The following is an 18,903-nucleotide window of genomic DNA, read 5'->3' on the forward strand; positions in this document are numbered from 1 at the left end:
GCTACAAAGCCTCATTCGCCGATCATTCGTGCTTGGCAGGGTTTGGAAGGAAGGCATTTCCATGGGCGTGCGCGGCATGTTTAGGAATCTTGGCGGCAATGGTGCCGAGCAGGTTCGCGTGCCCGATGCAGAAGCTGCCGCGCGGGACATCAGCCCGATCGCCACCAAGGATCGACTGGCCATACTCGATGCCATCGAAGGTGAAGGTCTCGCATGGTTCTGGGCGAGTGATTCGGATGGCCATCTGACGTATCTTTCGCACGGCGCACTGAAAGCGTTCAAACAGCGCCAGCATGTCATCGGCGAAAAACTGAACGCGCTGCTGGAAACCACGAAAGACGGCACTGGCGAAGGTCACGATCGGCCGTTATCCTTCTTGCTCAGCAAACGTTCCAAGATCGTCGATCAGCCAGTCCGTGTGCTTGTCGGAACTGATGCTGATGATAATGCGGATGAGGTGTGGTGGTCCATCACGGCCAATCCGCAATTCGATGCGAATGAGAAGTTTACCGGTTATCGCGGTAGCGTGAAGGACATTACGGACGAGCATCGCGAGCGCCAGAACTCCTCGCGCATGGCGGAGTATGACTCGCTCACCGGACTGGCCAATCGCCACCGGATGACGCGGCGCCTCACGGCAATTCTCAATGCGTACAGGGTCGAAAAGCGTAGCTGCGCGCTCATGATGCTGGACCTCGACCGTTTCAAGCAGGTGAACGATACGCTCGGCCATCCGGCTGGCGACGAATTGCTCCGCCAAGTCTCGCAGCGCCTCGAACGCATTGTGCCCTCAGGCTCCGAAATTGGCCGCCTGGGTGGCGATGAATTTCAGGTCATCATGCCCGATCTCGATGATCGCGGGGCCCTTGGCGAACTTGCCAATCGCATCATTTCGATGATTTCGCAGCCTTATTCCATCGAAGGTAGCCGCGCGATTATCGGGACATCCATCGGCATCGCAATCGCGCCGTATGATGGCATCGAGCCAAACGAATTGATCAAAGCGACCGACCTTGCGCTTTATGCTGCCAAAGGTGGTGGGCGCGGACAGTTTCGATTCTATTCCAATGATTTGAAGGAAAGTGCTGAGGATCGACGCGAAATCGAAGAAGACCTTCGCGACGCATTGCAGCGCAGCGAGCTGGAAATGCATTACCAGCCCGCCGTGGACAGCAAGACGCACCAGGTCAAAAGTTTCGAAGCGCTGATGCGCTGGGATCATCCGACGCATGGCTCGATCAGTCCCGGAACATTCATCCCGATTGCCGAGGACAGCAACCTTATCGATGCGCTTGGCGAGTGGGCTCTTCGCCAAGCATGCGAAGATGCGGCCAAATGGCCCGGGGAAATCACCGTTTCGGTCAATGTCTCCGCCCAGCAATTCGTCAGCGACAATCTGCCGACTGTGGTCGAAAATGCCCTGTCCAATTCGGGTCTTCCGGCGCGCCAGCTCGAGCTGGAAATCACCGAAAGCGTGTTCATGGGTGACGTGACCGCGACCGATGCAATGTTCCGCAAGCTGAGCAAGCTTGGCGTTAAGTTGGCGCTCGATGATTTCGGCACCGGCTATTCCTCGCTCGCCTATCTGCGCCGGGCGCCGTTCGACAAGATCAAGATCGATCAGAGCTTCGTGCGCGGTTGCACGCAGGAGGGGAATTCCAGCGCAGCCATAATCACCGCGATCATCAGCCTTGCGCGCGCCATGAAGATGTCCACAACCGCCGAGGGTGTCGAGGCGATGGATGAGCTTGAAAAAATCGCCGCTCTCGAAGCTGATATGGTCCAGGGGTTCATCTTTTCGCGTGCGGTGCCGCAGGCCGACGTGCTGGAAAAATTGAGCACTGGTGAGATGCATTACGAGCCTGTCGGCCCGGCCAAGCACCGCGCCGATCGCCGGACGCTATTCCGCCGCGTCAGCGTGATCCATGAAAATCACCATTACACGGTGATGCTGCGCGATCTTTCCAGTTCCGGCGCGCGGATAGAGGGGCTGGTGGATGTTCCGGTGGGAACGCAGCTAGTGCTCGACCTGGGCGAGGGGCAGCTGGTCGTTTGCACCGTCGTTCGCTCGCAGGATGCGACGCAGGGCCTGTCTTTTGAGGAGCCGCTCGTCAGTGACGGGGCAGGGGGCCTGTGCACCAGGCACCGCGTATCGCCTTACATGCTGGCTGCTGCGGGCATGCCACTGCAAGCACTGCCGGCGGGTAATTATTCGCTGCCGAAAGATCATGGCGGACCGGCGACGACCCCACGGTTCATGCAGGTCGATGTGAGCGCCAGGTCCGCTCGCGCTGGTTGACCATCGGGTGCAAAAGTCGCCGTCTTCTCGGCTCTCTTTCAAGTGCCTCAGAAATCGCACGGTATGGCCTACAAGACATGCTGACATTTGCTGCGGCCACAGCTAATGGCACTCGCAAATGACTGACCTTTCCAAAATTCGCAATTTCTCGATTATCGCGCATATCGATCATGGCAAGTCGACCCTCGCCGACCGGCTGATCCAGGTTTGCGGCGGCCTGACCGAGCGCGAGATGTCCGAGCAAGTCCTGGATAACATGGACATTGAGAAGGAGCGCGGCATCACCATCAAGGCGCAAACCGTGCGCCTCAACTACACGGCCAAGGATGGCGAGACCTATGAGCTGAACCTCATGGACACGCCGGGCCATGTCGATTTCGCGTATGAGGTCTCCCGCTCTCTGGCGGCGTGCGAGGGCGCCCTGCTGGTGGTCGATGCGGCGCAGGGCGTTGAGGCGCAGACGCTCGCGAACGTCTATCAGTCGATCGAGCATGATCACGAAATCGTGCCCGTTATCAACAAGATCGACCTTCCTGCAGCCGAACCCGAACGGGTGAAGGAAGAGATCGAAGAGGTCATCGGCCTCGATGCGTCCGAAGCGGTGCTGACCAGCGCCAAATCGGGCATCGGCATCGAAGATGTCCTCGAAGCGATCGTGGCGAAAATCCCCGCGCCGGGCGGAGACCGCGATGCGCCGCTGAAAGCGATGCTCGTCGATAGCTGGTACGATCCCTACCTCGGCGTCGTCATCCTGGTGCGTGTGATCGATGGAGTCCTCAAGAAAGGGCTCGACATCAAATTCATGCAGGGCGGGACGCAGCACCTGGTGGACCGCGTGGGCTGCTTCAATCCCAAGCGCGTCGATCTTCCAGAAATCGGCCCGGGCGAAATCGGCTTCATCACCGCGCAGATCAAGGAAGTCGAACAGGCCCGCGTGGGTGACACCATCACCACGGTGAAGGGCGGGGCCGAGACCGCGCTCAAGGGCTATAAGGAAGTGCAGCCGGTGGTGTTCTGCGGGCTTTTCCCGGTGGACGCGGCAGACTTCGAAAAGCTGCGCGAAAGCATCGGCAAGCTGCGTTTGAACGATGCGAGCTTCAGCTACGAGATGGAAAGCAGCGCCGCGCTCGGCTTCGGTTTCCGCGCCGGATTCCTCGGCCTGCTGCACCTCGAAATCATCCAGGAACGGCTCAGCCGCGAATATGATCTCGACCTGATTACTACTGCACCATCAGTGGTTTACCGCGTACACCTCGCCCACACCAAGAACGAAGATGCGGAAACGCGGGACATCCATAACCCTGCCGACTGGCCGGACGTCAACCGGATCGAGATGATCGAAGAGCCATGGATCAAGGCGACGATCTACACGCCTGACGAATATCTCGGCGCGATCCTGAAATTGTGCCAGGACCGGCGCGGCGTGCAGACGAACCTCACCTATGTCGGCGGGCGCGCGCAGGTCACCTATGAATTGCCGCTCAACGAAGTGGTGTTCGACTTTTACGACCGCCTAAAATCGATCAGCCGGGGCTACGCCTCCTTCGATTACGACCAGATCGGCCTTCGCGAAGGCGACCTCGTGAAAATGAACATCCTCGTCAATGCGGAGCCGGTCGACGCGCTATCGCTGATCGTCCACCGCTCCGTCGCCGAAGAACGCGGCCGCGGCATGTGCGAACGCCTGAAAGACCTCATCCCCCGCCACCTCTTCAAGATCCCCGTTCAGGCAGCCATCGGCGGCAAGATCATCGCCCGCGAAACAATCGCCGCTCTGCGCAAGGACGTGACCGCAAAATGCTACGGCGGCGATATCTCGCGCAAGAAGAAGCTGCTGGAAAAGCAGAAGAAGGGGAAGGCGCGGATGAGAGAATATGGCAATGTTTCAATTCCCCAAGAAGCGTTTATAGCTGCTCTGAGAATGGGGGAAGAGTGATGGCCGCCGAGCAAGCTGACGGATCCGAACAAGAATGGTGGCAGGAGTTGCCGCTCAACATGAGCGTGCCAATCGATCCGAATAAGCTAGCCTTCGACAAGAAGAACCCTCGGTATACAGGCGACAAAGGTTTGCCTCATGATACTGAGGCTGAAATTATAGAGTTTTTGAATGAGACTTCCGACTTAGGAGAACTCCTTCAATCAATATCGACCAGCGGATTTGTCGATATTGAGCCACTAATAGTTATGGGACAGGGCGAAGAGCTTATTGTCTTGGAAGGCAATCGCCGATTGGCGGCGCTGCGCGTGCTTTCAGGTCACCCTTCCGCGTTAGAGGCAGGTCTCATTGCTCCCCCTATGAGCGCGGACGTCGTAACGTCGCTCGAAACTGTGCGTGCATATCGCGTTCAGTCTCGTCCCGACGCCCGCAACTTCATTGGTTTCAAGCACATCAACGGGGCACATCGATGGGACTCACTGGCTAAGGCGCGCTTCGCTACAGAGTGGTTTAAGGAGGAAAAAGCCAAGACCGGCGGCCTGAGCCTCCAAGATATTGCGAAACGCATGGGCGACAGACACTCAACGTTGTTACGGATGGTACATGGTTTCCTGGTTCTGGAGCAGGCAATTCAGACTGGCAATTTTTCAATAGAAGACCGCGAGAAGGGGAGGCAGTTCGCCTTTTCGCACTTGTACACGGCACTCACGCGCCCGGGATACCGAAAGTACCTAGGCCTACCTGAAATGAACAAGGAATTTGAACCAACGGAAAATCCTGTCGCCGAGGAAAAACTTCCAGCGCTCAAACAAGTCATGTTGTGGCTATACGGTTCTGAGTCGGACAGTACCGCAGCAATAATACGCTCACAGAATCCGAACGTGAAACAACTTGGCGAAGTGCTGGAGCGTCCAAAAGCTTGCAGAATTCTCCTTGAGAGTGGCGACTTAGCTCGTGCCTATCAGGAAGTTGATACGCCACTCCGACAATTCGAGCGACGCATTGTCGAGGCCCACGGAGCTCTCGAAGAGTCCTTAAAGAAGGCATCGGCCTTCGACGGGAGCGACGCTACGCTTATGGATCTTGCCGAAGAAATAGATGCAAATGCAGACAATCTGCTTTTGATCATGAAGTCTCGTGCTGATCGGGTTGGCCAAGCTTGATCCTAGGGCCTTCTATAGATGACGGCGAACTCAGCCTAGTCGATTGGCTGGAATTGAGTGCGTTCTTTGCTGACGAGCGAATGGTCCGCCTTGATGAAATCGAGAATGCATTGGACATCGAGCAAGAAACCGAACTCGAGGATATTTCAGAAGCCGATAGTCTTGAGGAAGATCGAGCCGCACTGCTCGCCAATGAGGTTGGGCGACGGACCAATGTGCTTGCCGACGCTTACCCATTCTCGATTTCCGAAAACGGGGAAAAGCTGAGCTTCTTGCCGGAACTAAATTTCGGACGGCTCAGTTACCTTATTTGCTTAATTCTCAACAATTCTTGGACTTCCGGACGTTTGCAAGCTCCACTACGTCTCACAAACGAAGAGCTACGGTCGGCCCGTGATATCTTTGAAGTGGTGTCATTGTTTGCTGCGCTAGGTCGAACAGGGGGGCCGGGATTTCTGCTCGGAACAAATCGAGCTGGTGCGGAGGCTTTGCTCAGGAGACTGCGAGACGTTTGCGAGAAGGTAGGCGAAGGGCGAGCACGAGATGCGGTCCCAGCTGCCGCTCCGCCTGCTGCAAATGATGACGGTGTCGACATAATCTCGGTTGAGTTGGAGCCGGACGGTCCGCCGATGCGTGTGTTCTCTTTTGGTCAATCAGCATCGGGACAGAACTTCAAAGACAAGCCAATAAAGAATCTAGTCGAGGGCTTTTTGGACATTTGGTTCGACACTCAACCTCAGAACACCGAAGCTGCAATGTATATACCAGCAATTCTTGATCAGAATGATCTGCGCTATTACAACGGACGACTTGGTCTGATGATCCACAGACCAAGGCTGGCTGCTTATGCCCAACGCGGGTTTGAGTTATATCTGCAGAACCAAGAGTTGGTCCACTACGTTGACGACGTTGACGCGCCGCAAGCATTTTACAACGCTTATCTTCGAAGAATCGAAACCGATGTTGCCTAGTTCACGTGGGTCTAATAAGCAGCTCAGATTCCAGTCGTTTCTCACTCAAGCTGTATTGCAATGGATTGTCATTGATTGACGCAAAGCTATACAGACGGCGAATGAGATCAGCACGGTCGTAGGTAATTAACCAACCTCCCAAAGAGGTCTTCTTTCGAACGAGCTGCGCCAGCTTCTTATGAGCGATTTCCTCCATTGAATTGAAATAGAGACGACCTCCCATTTGGACGTACGGCGGATCAATGAAGAAGAAGGTGCGCTTTGCATCCTTGGGCAAATATGCGCGTATGAATTCAAGCGCGTCGAGATTTGTTAGCCTGATTGAGTCTCGGTGGGCCCCAATCCACTCAACTCTCTTTGCAATCGTTTCGCGATAGAACCGAGCATCAAGCTTCCAGGCCCCTTCTTGAGCATAACCGCCAATCGGTCCAGCCCCAGTAATGATTCCCGACCTATTCGTTCTGTTCATGTAGAAAGTGGCGAAACCGAGTTCGAAGGTCGACCGACCTGTTTTGGGATTGTCTACGACCTCTTTCATTGCGTACCAAGTCTCGAGGTCAAGAGGGGTCGTCCTTATGCGTTCAGCGAAGCGGTCTGTTTGTTCGAGAATTGCCTGCCATGCCGAAAAAATTCTTATGTCTGCATCGTTAAGAGCTATACTCTCAACGAATTCGCCCGCTAGCAATTCAATCGCGGCCCCCGCTCCACCAGCGAATGGCTCAGCATAATCCGTGATTTCAGCTGCAAGTGACTTGATGGTTTCGGCGATCTCGGGAAGCATAAATGCCTTCCCGCCGGGATAGCGGAAAGGAGATTTGCCAAAGTTGTCCTTGGCGAAGTTTCTGGAAACGCGCGAGATTGCGATCACCTAGGCTTGGTTTCGCTGACGGATCTAGTGTCAAGGAAAAAAATGGTCAATTCAAACGGTCGTACCTCTTGAAACGAGCGGCCGGACCATTGCATTCTTGTCACAGCGTTATCGCCTACCCCCAATCCTCATCCTTCAGCCTTCTCACCCTCGGCGCATCCTCCTCACCCTCCGGCTCTTCTTCCCGCCAGCCCGGCAGGAGCTTTTTCATCTCCTCGCTCGGGCCGAGCACGCCCATGTCGGGGTCGTCTGCGGGATCCGCGCCGGGTGAGGCGTCCGCGTCGTCCATCCACGCATTGGGTTCGGCCTGGTCGCGTTCGAAGCTTTGTTCGTAGGCCTCTTTCAGGCGGCGGGTTTCGGGGCTCATCATGGCTTCGCGGCGCTCGCGCATTTTGTCGATCTTGGCATTGATGCGGGCGATTGTGTCGCCGCGGTTCTTGCGGTGGGCGGCCACGCGTTCGCGCTCCCACTCCTTGCGCCATTCCTTCTTCTCTTGCGCGAGGCGGTGCTTGTCGAGCGCATTCAGGCCTTTCGCTCCATCCGCCGCGAAGCGATTGGGGGCGCGGTTTCTCAGCATGAACATGAGCAGGCGATCGTTGTAGATCGTGCGTTTGCCCACCAGCTTGCCGTAGGAATAGACGGGCACGTCCACGCCGTTCAGCGCACGGTCCATCGCCACGTCCTCCACCCGTTGCATGCCGAGATCGAGCGCGGCCTGCCACGCCTTGCGGAAGGTCTTCGCCTCCGGGTGGCGGCGCAGGAGGTAGGCGCTCTCCGGCGTCATCCCCACGCTGTTCGCCGCCGCGCGGACGGAGCCGTAATCGGCCAGCGCTTCGATAAAGAGCTGCTGGCGCTCGGGTGTCCAGCCGTCGTGCCGCTGGCACTTGCGCGGGACGGGGGTGAAGGCGGGAAGGGTGGTCTTGGGTTTGTTGGGTGAGGGCATAGCAAAGGGCTCCGGATGGCGAAAAACCCTCCGGTGCCCGTGTGACCATTATGTAGGAAAGAGCGCGCCTGTTCAGCCGCCGGTCGAGGACTTGTTCGCCTCGACATATTCGCTTTCGATCGTGTTGTATTGCGTCTCGACTTCGTTGCCGAGCGAGAGCATCACGCCTGCGACGGCTACGCCGATAAGCATGGCAACCACACCGTATTCGACTGCGGTCGCACCGGCTTCAGCCTTTGAAAGGCGCTGGATAAATTTGCGAAACATGCGGCAAAGCCCTTTGGCTGGATGAATAGTGGCGAAAGCTATGCCGTAGGTTAGTAAACATCGCGTTTACGCTGACGGCTAGAGGCTAACCGCGGGTCAGGGATGACCGCTTCGTTTGAAATGGACAAAAGGCCGATATGCTTGCACCCGCGCCAACGAGCGCGATTTGCAAACTTATCACACTTGTGACTGCTTTTCTCACTGGGATTTGCTGGAGAGACAGCGTGACACGCCCTGCAAGCAATTGAGAATCCGATGAAAAATGGCCAGAGCAACCTGAATTTCAATTTTACGGTAGCTTGTCACAATTGTTTCAAAAATGTCACACGAATTCGTCGCGTGTGAAACTTGTGCGCTCTGCGATTGTGCGTTGCGATGCGAAATGCTTTGGGGCTTTGTCAGGAAGGAGGATTTAGGTTGCCAGTCCAGATGATCGAAGAATCCGCGGTCCGGTGCCTCTTTCCATCAGTTTCTCCCACTTACCAGGAGCACATGAATGTTTAATCGTAAAACCAAGGCTTCGCTGCTCGCGTCGTCGGTGATCTTCGGATCGCTGGTCGCAGCACCGGCGATGGCTCAGGACGATCAGTCCGATGATCCGACGATCGAGTCGGGCGCCGCTGACGAGCGTATCGTCGTTACCGGTACGCGTATTCAGCGCCGCAACGTCGAAACCGCAGCCCCGGTCGCTGTTGTCGACAGTGAAGAATTCCAGCTGGCTGGTGCAGTCAACGTCGAGAACGTTGTGAACACGCTGCCGCAGGTTGTTCCGGGCATCACCTCTTTCTCGAACAACCCGGGCAACGGTACCGCATCGGTTGACCTTCGCGGTCTCGGCGCGACCCGTACCATGCTGCTGGTCAATGGCCGCCGCTGGATGTTCTACGATACAAACCAGGTCGTCGACCTCAACACGATCCCGCAGTTCCTGCTGGAATCGGTTGACGTTGTGACCGGTGGTGCTTCGGCCGTTTACGGTTCGGACGCTCTTGCTGGTGTTATCAACTTCCGTCTGCGTGATCTCGACGGTGCCGAAGTTGGCGGTCAGTACTCGATTACTGAGCGCGGCGATGGCGATCGTTGGCAGGTCCACGGCGCAATCGGCACCGATTTTGCCGGTGGCCGCGGTAACGTGACCGTTTTCGGTGAGTACTTCAATCGTGAAGACATCTTCCAGGGTGACCGCGATTTCTCGAACTTCGCCCTCGGCGGTTCGCCGCTGCAGCAGCTTGGTTCGTCGCTCCCGCCTGAAACCCGCCTGACCTATCTCGGTGACGGCGATGAAACCGGCACTTCGTTTGATGGTCCGAACTCGGGTCTCGCGATCTTCGGTTCGCCGGGTTCGCTTCGCGAATACCAGACCCCTGGTGACTTCTACAACTACGCTCCGGTAAACTACCTGCAGCTTCCGCAGGAACGTTACCTTCTGGGTGGTTATGCAAGCTACGAAGTGGCTCCGGCTCTCGAACTTTACACGGAAGTGACCTACGTCAACAACCGTGTGGACTCCGAGTTGGCTCCGACGCCGATCCTTGTGAACACCTCCCTCGATATCGACTCGTTGGTGGCCAATGGCTTCATCGATGCAGCTACCGAAGCTGAATTCCGCTCGCTTGACGCGACGGAAACCGGCACAGACCAGAACGACGGCCTTATCGACGTTCAGGTCCGTCGTCGTCTGGAAGAAGCTGGCGGTCGTCGTAACCTCGACGAGCGTAACTCCTTCCGCGTTCTGGCCGGTGCTCGCGGTGATATCACCGACTTCCTGAGCTACGACGCATACTACCTGTATTCGCGTACCCGTAACTCAAACATCCAGCAGGGTAACGCTTCTGTTTCGCGTTTCACCGCTGCGATCAACGGCACGGGTGACGAGCAGATCAACATCTTCGGTGCAGGTACCCTGACGCCGGATATGGTCGATGTGTTCCGCATTCAGGCACAGAACGGCGATATCTCCGATCTGCAGGTTGCAAACGTTGCCCTGTCCGGCTCGTTCGGTGATTTCGCTCTCGGCGTTGCCGAGCCGGTGGGTTTCGCTGTCGGTGCTGAATACCGCGAAGTGAACTCGCGCTTCATTCCTGACGAATTCCTCGCTTCGGGCGACGTTGCCGGCTTTAACGCTGGTGAGCCGACCGACGGTGGTTACAACGTTCAGGAAGTGTTCGCCGAGCTTAACGTGCCGTTCGAAACCGAAAGCGGTATGCGCTTCGAAGCAAACGCGGCAGCGCGTTATTCGGACTACTCGCTCGACACTGTCGGCGGCGTGTGGACCTATGCTGGCGGCCTGCAGTTCGCTCCGATCGAAGACATCCGTTTCCGCGTGCAGTATCAGCGCGCAGTTCGTGCCCCGAACGTGGCCGAACTGTTCCAGGGTTCGGCTATCGGCTTCCCGGGTGCAAACGATCCGTGCGCAACCACAGCTGCTTCGTCCGGCACGCTGCGCACGCTTTGTGCCGCTAACGGCGTAGACACCGACCTGCTCGACGATCTCGGCTCAAGCGATCCCGCAGTGGTCGCTGGCGCTCAGAACCAGATCCAGCCAGACGGCCAGATCGCGGCTCTGTTCGGCGGTAACCCGAACCTGGCGGAAGAAACCTCGGACTCCTGGACCTTCGGCGTCGTGCTGCAGCCGTCCTTCATTCCGGGTCTCACGATCACGGCTGACTACTTCGACATCACCGTCGAAGATGCGATCACCACGATCAGCCTGCAGCAGGCTCTGGACATCTGCTTCAACGATGTGCAGGACCTCTCGGCTCCGCAGTGTGCCGGCTTCGTCGGTCGTCGTGACACAACCGGCTCGTTCGGTCGTCCGCCGCTGCCGACCCCGAACCTCGGTGGTGCGAACATCGCAGCCCTGACCGTTTCGGGTATCGACCTTCAGATCAACTACGGCATTGACCTCGGCTTCTCGCTGCTGGGCAATGGCGCTTCCGATCTGGATCTGTCGTTCCTCGGCACGTGGAACGAAGTTGCGAACTTCTCGCCTGACCAGGCGGATCCGACCAACGTCGTCGAATGTGCTGGCCAGTTCGGTCTGAACTGTGGTGAGCCGACCCCGTCCTTCAAGTGGACTGCTCGTGCGAACTACATCGATGGCCCGCTGACCGTCTCGACCCGCTGGCGTCACCTGTCGGCTGTCGATGATGACGATCCGTTCACCGACTACTTCGTTGAGCGTATTGCAGCTTACGATCTCATCGATCTGACGCTGTCCTACGACTTCAACGAAACCGTGACCTTCACGGTTGGTGTGAACAACCTGTTCGACACGTTGCCGAGCTCGCCGGAGTTCAACTCCGACGGCCAGGTCATCAACGACACGAACACCCTGCTTTTGGGTGACTTCAACAACGCTGAGCAGATGAACACCTACCCGTCGACCTACGACGTGCTTGGTCGTGACTTCTTCGCATCGGTCGTGGTCCGCTTCTAAGCTGACCTCACCGGGCGAAAGCTCACACAGAAAAATGGCGGGGGACCTTCGGGTCTCCCGCCTTTTTCTTTGCGACGATCAGATTGTCCTGTGAGTTACGTCTCACGAGCGCGCAGGATAAGTCTCGCGGCAAAGCTGAGGTGCCGCGATGCGGACGCTGATGGGCAGCAGGTCAGCTGCTCAGAGTATAAACGTGAAACGTGGCGAACGGATCGGGTGATCGACCGTCAGTCAGCATGGCTTCCTGATTATAGACGAAGCCCGCATCCTCGAGCACTTTAGCAAACTGGTCGCCATCGCTTGCGACCGCAGAGGCGCGTTCGAGAGAAGCTATCCGTCCCAGTTCGTTGCGCGCCTGTGCTTCGATATCATCCAGCACTGCCAGGACCTGGTCGGGCGTATCGTTGCGACCGAAATGGAGGGTCTGGCGAATGGCTTCGGCGATTTCCCAAGCAGCGGATTTTTCACCGTGTGCAGCGATGCCTCTTCGCGGTGCTTCGACGATCGCCTGCGGTATCGCGGCAATCCCGGCATCGCGCAGGCCGAGACTTTTCCTGGCGATAGCGAGGAGTTCGTTTTCTTCGATCGCCCAGGCGATCTGATCGCGTCGCTTGCGATTATGCGCGACAATCGGACCGCTCAAGCGATGCGTGATCAGTCCAAGTTTTCCGCCGGGGGAAAGCACGCGCGCAGCTTCTCGCGCACCCGCTTCGATGTCGCCATATTCGAACCCGAACTGGCTGGTGATCGCGGCAAAGTCATCATCGGGGAAGGGCAGGTCTGCGATATCGACACCGCCACGCAAAGTAACGCCTTTCGGCGCATCAGGCAGCGCAGTTGCGCGGTCAACGCCTGTCAGGTCGAGGTCGCGGCGTTTTTCCTTGATCTGCTGCAACACCACGCCGCCGCCCGTTGCGAGATCGAGTATTTTTGCGCCTTTCGGAAGCGAGCGAGTAAAGCTTTGCCAAACGCGTTTCTGTGTGTCGGCAATGCCTTGCCAGCCGCTCGGCAGGCAGCCAGTGCCCTCTTGCGATTGGCCACCGCGATCCTGTCTTTCCCAGAACGTGTTCCAGGCTTCGCTGTCTTCTTTCCCTGTCATATCGCCTCACTAGGCGCGGTCACATCGAATGCAACGGTCATCCGCCTACCGTCGGCAAAGGGCCGCGTTCCATGATAAAGCGTGCTCGGGAACAGGGCGAGCGCCCCCTCGCGGGGTTGGAGTGTGAAAAGTGGATCCAATTCAAGGGGCAAATCGATAGGAGGCCGTCCCAGCTCAATCCAGCCTTCGTGTCCCTCCGTGGCGCCGACTTCGTCCGGTAATTCGCAGTAAAGCGCGCTCGAAATGATCCCTTCAGGATGGATATGTGTCGCATGGCGGTCTCCGCCGCCGCCAAGCCTGACAGACCACGATCCCGAGACGGTCCACCGTGCAGTCCGGTAGCGCAGCAGCGGATGAGTTTCATCGACTGCAGGAAGGCTGGCGCGATACTCTTCCAACGTTGAAAGCACCGCATCGCGCAGCGCCTGAAACTCCGGCTCATGGCGATCGAACAGATTGCCACGGGTCTGCGTTCCGCCTCGCAGCGACTGGCCTATCGGCATGGCGGAGCGATCATGCAATTGCTTCAGCCGGTCTACAGCGGGCGGGAGCACGGTATGCGCGTCATGCAGGTCGACCATGGCGACGAGGCCCCGTTGACCGTGAAGCCAATCTGCGCGTGGATCGTCGGCCATGCGCCACAGAATGCCGCGAATGGCCCATGCGGTGACGCTGAACGGATTATGGGCCAGGGCTCGCTCTATCGCTTTATCTGCACGTCCATGCTCGCCCAGGCGCACGGCGTGCCGCGCTTCTTGCGTCCAGCGCTGCTCGTTATCTGGGCGCATTTCTTGAAAAAGGCTTTCGGCGTGGTCCAACTCGCCCAAAGCCCCAGCATAGGTCGCTTCCATAAGCGTAAAGTGATCGACCTTGGGGAAATGCTTTCGTGCCCGTTCGACGACTTCAAGTGCTTCGGGATAATCCTCGAGACCCGCCAGCAATGTCGCATGCTCGTAAGCAATGTTGGGATCTTGTGGGACCTTTGCCGCGGCCTCCGCATAATGCGCAGTATAATCGGTCTCGCCTACAGCCAGACGCAATTGCGCAAGCAGTTTGAGCGCATCGGTCCATTGCGGAACCTGTTTCACCAGCATTTCGGCTATCTTGCGCGCTTCGTCGGTGCGACCCTCTGCATCGAGCGCTTGCGCTTTACCATACCACTGATAGGCATCGCTGCGGTCCCGGGTAAGATTGGCATCGAAGCGAGCCACAGCATCGGGCTCGCCCCGTTCGAGAGCGACGGTCGCCCGGCCGTGCAGTGCGCGTATACGTTCCGGTTCGAGCGAGAGCGCCTTGTCATACCAATGCGCAGCAGCAGCAAGATCGCCGGAGCCGCGCTCTGCCAAGCCGCGTGTCGAGCAGTAAGCCGGACTGTCCTTTGCCTGATCCTCTATCTTTTTCAGCACCGCTATCGCTTCGCGAAATTGCTTTGCCGTACTCAGCGCGATCGCTTGATCTATCGCGAAGGGGATATTCTCCGGAGCAAGCTGCGCGGCTTGACGGAAATGCTCCACCGCACTCCCGGCGTCTGTCTGGCTCAGATACCATTTGCCGAGCGCGTGATGCAGGCCCGGCTCTTTCGGATGCTTCTCAAGGCCTGCCAGCAATATCGCACGCGCAGCGTCGCGATTGCCGGAGCGCTCAGCCGCCTGCGCCTTCATGAAGATATTGCGCGCTTCCTCGCTCACCGATCGCGCAGCCATCCACTGATTGCATAGCGCCCTTTCGGTGCGAAGGGCGGGACGTAAGTGACCGCGTGATCCTGCGGGACGGCGAAGAGGTTGAGCGTATTGAACTCAGGCTTGAAGCCGACTTCCACATTGCCGGCATCGTCGAAAAAAGTGAGATAACCGCCCCAGTCCGGATGCCAATTATCTATCGTCAGATTGAGCACGTATGCAACGCGCCACCCCTCTGCGACATGGCTGTCATTATGTTTGCCGAGAAAGTGCTGCGCGGCAAAACAGCTGGCATGTCCATCGGCCTTTGCCAGCTCGGCAATTCCGGTGATGTCGCGCATAAAGCCGAGAAATTCTTCGGCATTCAGATGCTCGAGCAGCACTGCGTACGGCCCACCCTCGTCCCACCCTTTTTGCAAGCCTTCCACCATGGAGTAACGCAGCGCGCGATATGCGTAATCGCCCTTGGCCGCTGCCTGATCGGTTTCCCGTCCCATCTCCATGGCCTGCCGCTGGATTGCCTGGTCGCGCAGTTCCGCGGGGCGAAAATTGCGCGGCTTCGCAGTCGATCCTGCTTGCAGCGCGATGCCCCATTCGGTGTGCTTTTCCATGATCTCGCGCAGTTCGCGCGCTGTTTCCTCAGTCAGGAAATCGCGCACTTGCAGACGCTGCTTCTCGGCGAATTCCTTCGCCAGCGCCGCGCGATCAAGATCGGGATTGAGCTCAAACAGCTTCTTCATCGTGGCATGGGCTATAGAAAGCAGAGACGAAGAGTGCCACCCATTACAGCGTGCGCGGAGCTGCTGGGGAAATTGCGCCCAGCCCACGCTACTTCACTTGGCGTTCAGGCCTGCTCTAGCTATAGGCATGGGCATGAGCGTTTCGAAACCCGTCCGCGCTGCAATGGCTGCAGCTGTATCATCCCTCGTTCTGACCGGCTGCGCAGGTGGCAGCGCGAATGAGCCGAATGATCTCGCCTATGTCGCGCGGGACGTGGAATCGCTGTACAATGCGGCAAAGCAGCGCCTCGATCGCGGCGACTTGCAAGTGGCTGCGGCCCTGTTTGACGAAGTGGAGCGCCAGCACCCCTATTCGCCTTGGGCGCGCCGCGCACAGTTGATGAGCGCTTTCAGCTATTACGCCGCGCGCGAATATAACCAGGCGATCCGTTCCGCGGCGAACTTCCTGTCGATCCACCCGGGTAATCGCGATGCGCCCTATGCCTACTACCTCATTGCGCTCAGCTATTACGAGCAAATCAGCGATGTGGAGCGGGATCAGGCCATCACCCGGCAGGCGCTCGCTGCGCTGAACGAAATCGTGCGCCGTTATCCAGACAGCCCATACGCTGCCGATGCGCGGGTCAAGATTGACCTCGTCAATGATCACCTTGCCGGCAAGGAAATGGAAATCGGCCGCTTTTATGAGCGGACCGGCCAATGGCTCGCCGCGCAGCTGCGGTTCCAGAACGTGATCGAGCAGTACCAGACCACCAGCCACGCGCCTGAGGCGCTCTATCGTCTCGTCGAAACCAGCCTTTCGATCGGCGTGCCGGAAGAGGCGCAGCGCTACGCAGCCGTTCTCGGCGCAAACTATCCGGGCAGTGAATGGTATGAGCGCGCCTATGAGCTGATGCAGGAGCACCAGCCTGAACGCGTCGCATCCGGCGGTTAAGCGACTTTCGCTTGCGCGGGTTCTTCGCCGCGCGCTGCAGTAATGATCTCGAGCAATTCGGCTTGATATAGGGGCCGCGTAAGACGCAGTCCGGCACATCCCTTGCGCGACCAGCGAATGATCGCGGGAAAGGAGTGCCCATCGCCCGTGGTCAGCGTGACTTCGTCGTCAATTTCGAATTGCGCATCGCCAAGGTTGCTGACCCGCGCGCCATCCTGCGACAGCTCTATCAGCAAGCACTCAAGTGTTCGCGCGCCGGTTCTTTTCATCTTTGACGGGCTGCGCACAGCAAAGCGCTGGTGAGCCCTGATTGTGAGCACCGCCATGGTGCAATCCCCCTGAAGCGAGAGCCCATACCGTCATAAATTGGTTAAGAATCGCTAAGCGCAGCGGTTTACGACGCGTATTCGAGCTCCGGCCCGTCACTCGACAGGCGCCGGGACGCCAGCCAATCGGTCAGCTCCTGTAGCCGCAAGGCTTCTTCGAAACGCAGTCCCGCAATTGTTGCGCGCGTCCAACGCACACGGGCCGTACGGCTTTTCCCGCAAGGCGTCGTTACGGTGACGATATCGCCGGGCTTATAGGTTTCGCATTCCAGCTGGCTGACGCGGGCGCACTCCTGCGAAATCTCGATCAGCAGGCCAGCGGCCTTGGCTGAGTCTGCCAGCATTTCGGCAGGTTGGAGTTCAATCGGAAGATTGTGTGCGTAGCGCCGATGCGCCCGCGCAAAGAATTGCGCCATTCGTCCCGTCCCATCTCGACCCCCGTCTGTATTTATCCACAAGTTAACGGAGGAATCGATTCGAGTCGAATCGGCATAGTCGGTCGCTGCGCGTTGCGCCGCCCGATGCAGCGTCGTAATGACATGGCAGACACATCATGCTGACCACGCTTTCCATCCGTAATATCGTGCTGATCGACGCGCTCGACCTTGAGTTCGGGCGCGGTCTCGGCGTGCTGACGGGGGAGACGGGCGCGGGTAAATCCATTCTGCTGGATGCGCTGGGGCTGGTGCTGGGCGCGCGGGCGGACAGCGCATTGGTCCGCGGTGGGGAAGAGCAGGCGAGTGTTTCCGCAAGCTTCGAATTTGACGCGATGCCCTCTGCAATCACCGAAGCCCTAGCAGATGCAGAGGTCGAGCTAGAGCCGGGCGAGCCGCTGATCATCCGCCGCCGGTTAAAGGCCGATGGTGGCAGCAAGGCGTGGGTAAACGACCAGCCCGTGGGCGTCGCGCTGCTGCGGCAATTGGCTGGAGCGCTGGTGGAACTGCACGGCCAGCACGATGATCGCGGTCTGGTCAATCCGAAGGGGCACCGCGACTTGCTCGATCGCTATGCCGGAGCGAATGTCGCGAAGGTCGCTGCCGCGTGGAACGCATGGCATACGGCGCGCAAGGCGCTGGAAGTGGCGCAGGCGGATATCGAACAGGCGAGGGCCGATCAGGACCTGCTGCTCGCGCACCTATCCGAACTGACCAATATCGAGCCGGTCGAGGGCGAGGAAGAGCAGCTCGCCGGCGCGCGCTCGGACATGCAGAAGGGGGAGAAGCTGGCGGGCGATCTGGAGGAGCTGCGGCTCGTCTGGGATGGGTCGGAAGCGCCGCTCGCCCGGCTACGCAGCGCGGCGCGCAAGCTTGACCGGATAGCGCCCGAACACCCTCTGCTGGCCGATGCTCTGGCGAGCCTGGACCGCGCGGTGATAGAGGCGGGCGAAGCGGAGGAGAAGCTGGAAGCCGCCGCCGAGGCGCTGACGCATGACCCGCTGGAGCTCGACCGGATCGAAACACGTCTGTTCGAACTGCGCGCGCTCGCCCGCAAGCACGATTGCCAGGTGGACGACCTGCCCGAAGTGATGCGGACCCTGCGCGCAAGGCTCGACGCGATCGAGCAGGGCGATGCCGATCTCGCCGATCTGGAGAAAGCGGAAAAAGCGGCGGGCGAAACCTATCGCAAAGCGGCGGAGGCCCTGCACAATGCACGCGTGAAGGCAGGCGGAAAGCTGGACAAGGCAGTGGCATCAGAGCTCGCGCCGCTCAAACTTGATGCCGCGCGTTTCCAGACTTCGGTTACTGTGCTGCCCGAAGAACGCTGGGGCGCGAGCGGCATGGACGCGGTCGAATTCCTGATCGCAACCAATCCGGGCGCGGACTTCGCGCCGCTCAACAAAATTGCATCGGGCGGCGAGCTCTCGCGGTTCATCCTGGCGCTGAAAGTGGCGCTGGCAGAGCAGGGCGGGGCGGCAACGGTGATCTTCGACGAAATCGACCGCGGCGTCGGCGGCTCGGTGGCGAGCGCGATTGGCGAGAGGCTGGCGCGGCTGGCAAGCGATGGGCAGTTGCTGGCCGTGACCCACTCACCGCAAGTCGCGGCGCGTGGCTCTACGCATTATTTGATCGCGAAGTCGTCGAGCGGGACTGTTACGAAGACGTCCGTTGCACGACTCGATGCTGAAGGTCGGCAGGAGGAAATTGCCCGGATGCTCAGCGGGGCCGAAGTTACTCCCGAAGCGAGAGCACAGGCGGATCGTTTGCTGGAGGGGGTGTGAGCATGCGCTCGCCAGTTTCCC

Annotated in this window: 15 protein-coding genes; 7 read left to right on the forward strand and 8 right to left on the reverse strand. The window is 58.6% G+C overall.

The window, feature by feature from the left end:
• Window positions 1–76 precede the first annotated feature (76 nt).
• The 4 genes from I5L03_RS07250 to I5L03_RS07265 all read left to right on the forward strand — a co-directional run bounded on the left by I5L03_RS07250 (window position 77) and on the right by I5L03_RS07265 (window position 6,369).
• Window positions 77–2,299, forward strand: a complete 2,223-nt coding sequence (locus I5L03_RS07250) for an EAL domain-containing protein (protein WP_197921068.1) — start codon at window positions 77–79, stop codon at window positions 2,297–2,299.
• A 118-nt stretch (window positions 2,300–2,417) separates the two neighbouring features.
• Entirely contained in the window at window positions 2,418–4,235 is a 1,818-nt protein-coding gene (lepA, locus tag I5L03_RS07255) for a translation elongation factor 4 (protein ID WP_197921070.1), read from the forward strand.
• Window positions 4,235–5,398, forward strand: coding sequence for a hypothetical protein (locus I5L03_RS07260; RefSeq protein WP_197921071.1), 1,164 nt, complete (start codon window positions 4,235–4,237; stop codon window positions 5,396–5,398). Before lepA ends, I5L03_RS07260 begins: the two co-directional genes overlap by 1 nt.
• Window positions 5,399–5,478: 80 nt before the next feature.
• Entirely contained in the window at window positions 5,479–6,369 is an 891-nt protein-coding gene (locus I5L03_RS07265) for a hypothetical protein (RefSeq protein WP_197921072.1), read from the forward strand.
• A 1-nt stretch (window position 6,370) separates the two neighbouring features.
• Here the strand turns inward: I5L03_RS07265 and I5L03_RS07270 are convergent, their stop codons facing one another.
• The 3 genes from I5L03_RS07270 to I5L03_RS07280 form a co-directional block, all read right to left on the reverse strand.
• Window positions 6,371–7,237 (reverse strand): DNA adenine methylase, encoded by an 867-nt coding sequence (locus I5L03_RS07270; RefSeq protein WP_197921073.1) that lies wholly within the window; start codon window positions 7,235–7,237, stop codon window positions 6,371–6,373.
• A gap of 115 nt (window positions 7,238–7,352) precedes the next feature.
• On the reverse strand, window positions 7,353–8,180 hold the full coding sequence (locus I5L03_RS07275; RefSeq protein ID WP_197921074.1) for a hypothetical protein: 828 nt from the start codon (window positions 8,178–8,180) through the stop codon (window positions 7,353–7,355).
• Between the two features lie 72 nt (window positions 8,181–8,252).
• A complete protein-coding gene (locus I5L03_RS07280) occupies window positions 8,253–8,447 on the reverse strand; it encodes a Flp family type IVb pilin (RefSeq protein ID WP_197921075.1) in 195 nt (64 codons plus the stop codon).
• 496 nt (window positions 8,448–8,943) lie between these two features.
• Here I5L03_RS07280 and I5L03_RS07285 point away from each other — a divergent pair, with 496 nt between their 5' ends.
• Entirely contained in the window at window positions 8,944–11,886 is a 2,943-nt protein-coding gene (locus tag I5L03_RS07285; RefSeq protein WP_197921076.1) for a TonB-dependent receptor domain-containing protein, read from the forward strand.
• Window positions 11,887–12,058: 172 nt separating this feature from the next.
• Here I5L03_RS07285 and I5L03_RS07290 read toward each other — a convergent pair whose 3' ends face one another.
• The 3 genes from I5L03_RS07290 to I5L03_RS07300 are packed head-to-tail and all read right to left on the reverse strand — an operon-like array spanning window position 12,059 to window position 15,404.
• Window positions 12,059–12,985 carry a class I SAM-dependent methyltransferase gene (locus tag I5L03_RS07290; RefSeq protein ID WP_197921078.1) on the reverse strand — a complete coding sequence of 309 codons (927 nt, stop codon included), beginning with the start codon at window positions 12,983–12,985 and terminating at the stop codon, window positions 12,059–12,061.
• Window positions 12,982–14,688, reverse strand: a complete 1,707-nt coding sequence (locus I5L03_RS07295; protein WP_234035133.1) for a tetratricopeptide repeat protein — start codon at window positions 14,686–14,688, stop codon at window positions 12,982–12,984. Before I5L03_RS07295 ends, I5L03_RS07290 begins: the two co-directional genes overlap by 4 nt.
• Window positions 14,670–15,404, reverse strand: coding sequence for a 2OG-Fe(II) oxygenase (locus I5L03_RS07300; RefSeq protein WP_197921079.1), 735 nt, complete (start codon window positions 15,402–15,404; stop codon window positions 14,670–14,672). The genes I5L03_RS07295 and I5L03_RS07300 overlap by 19 nt, the downstream gene beginning before the upstream one ends.
• A gap of 133 nt (window positions 15,405–15,537) precedes the next feature.
• Here I5L03_RS07300 and I5L03_RS07305 point away from each other — a divergent pair, with 133 nt between their 5' ends.
• The gene (locus I5L03_RS07305; protein WP_197921081.1) at window positions 15,538–16,338 is read left to right on the forward strand and encodes an outer membrane protein assembly factor BamD; all 801 of its coding nucleotides are present in this window, start codon (window positions 15,538–15,540) and stop codon (window positions 16,336–16,338) included.
• On the opposite strand, the gene I5L03_RS07310 is transcribed toward I5L03_RS07305, so the two are convergent.
• Window positions 16,335–16,664, reverse strand: a complete 330-nt coding sequence (locus I5L03_RS07310; protein ID WP_197921082.1) for a PilZ domain-containing protein — start codon at window positions 16,662–16,664, stop codon at window positions 16,335–16,337. The two genes, I5L03_RS07305 and I5L03_RS07310, sit on opposite strands and share 4 nt — an antisense overlap.
• A gap of 68 nt (window positions 16,665–16,732) precedes the next feature.
• Window positions 16,733–17,080: a hypothetical protein gene (locus I5L03_RS07315; protein WP_197921084.1), complete on the reverse strand. Its 348-nt coding sequence runs from the start codon at window positions 17,078–17,080 to the stop codon at window positions 16,733–16,735.
• A gap of 137 nt (window positions 17,081–17,217) precedes the next feature.
• Between I5L03_RS07315 and recN the strand changes: the two genes are divergently transcribed.
• Complete coding sequence (recN, locus tag I5L03_RS07320; RefSeq protein WP_197921085.1) at window positions 17,218–18,882, forward strand: DNA repair protein RecN; 1,665 nt, start codon at window positions 17,218–17,220, stop codon at window positions 18,880–18,882.
• Window positions 18,883–18,903: the final 21 nt, after the last annotated feature.

The sequence above is a fragment of the Aurantiacibacter sediminis genome, assembly GCF_016019885.1.
GTDB classification, from domain to species: domain Bacteria; phylum Pseudomonadota; class Alphaproteobacteria; order Sphingomonadales; family Sphingomonadaceae; genus Alteraurantiacibacter; species Alteraurantiacibacter sediminis.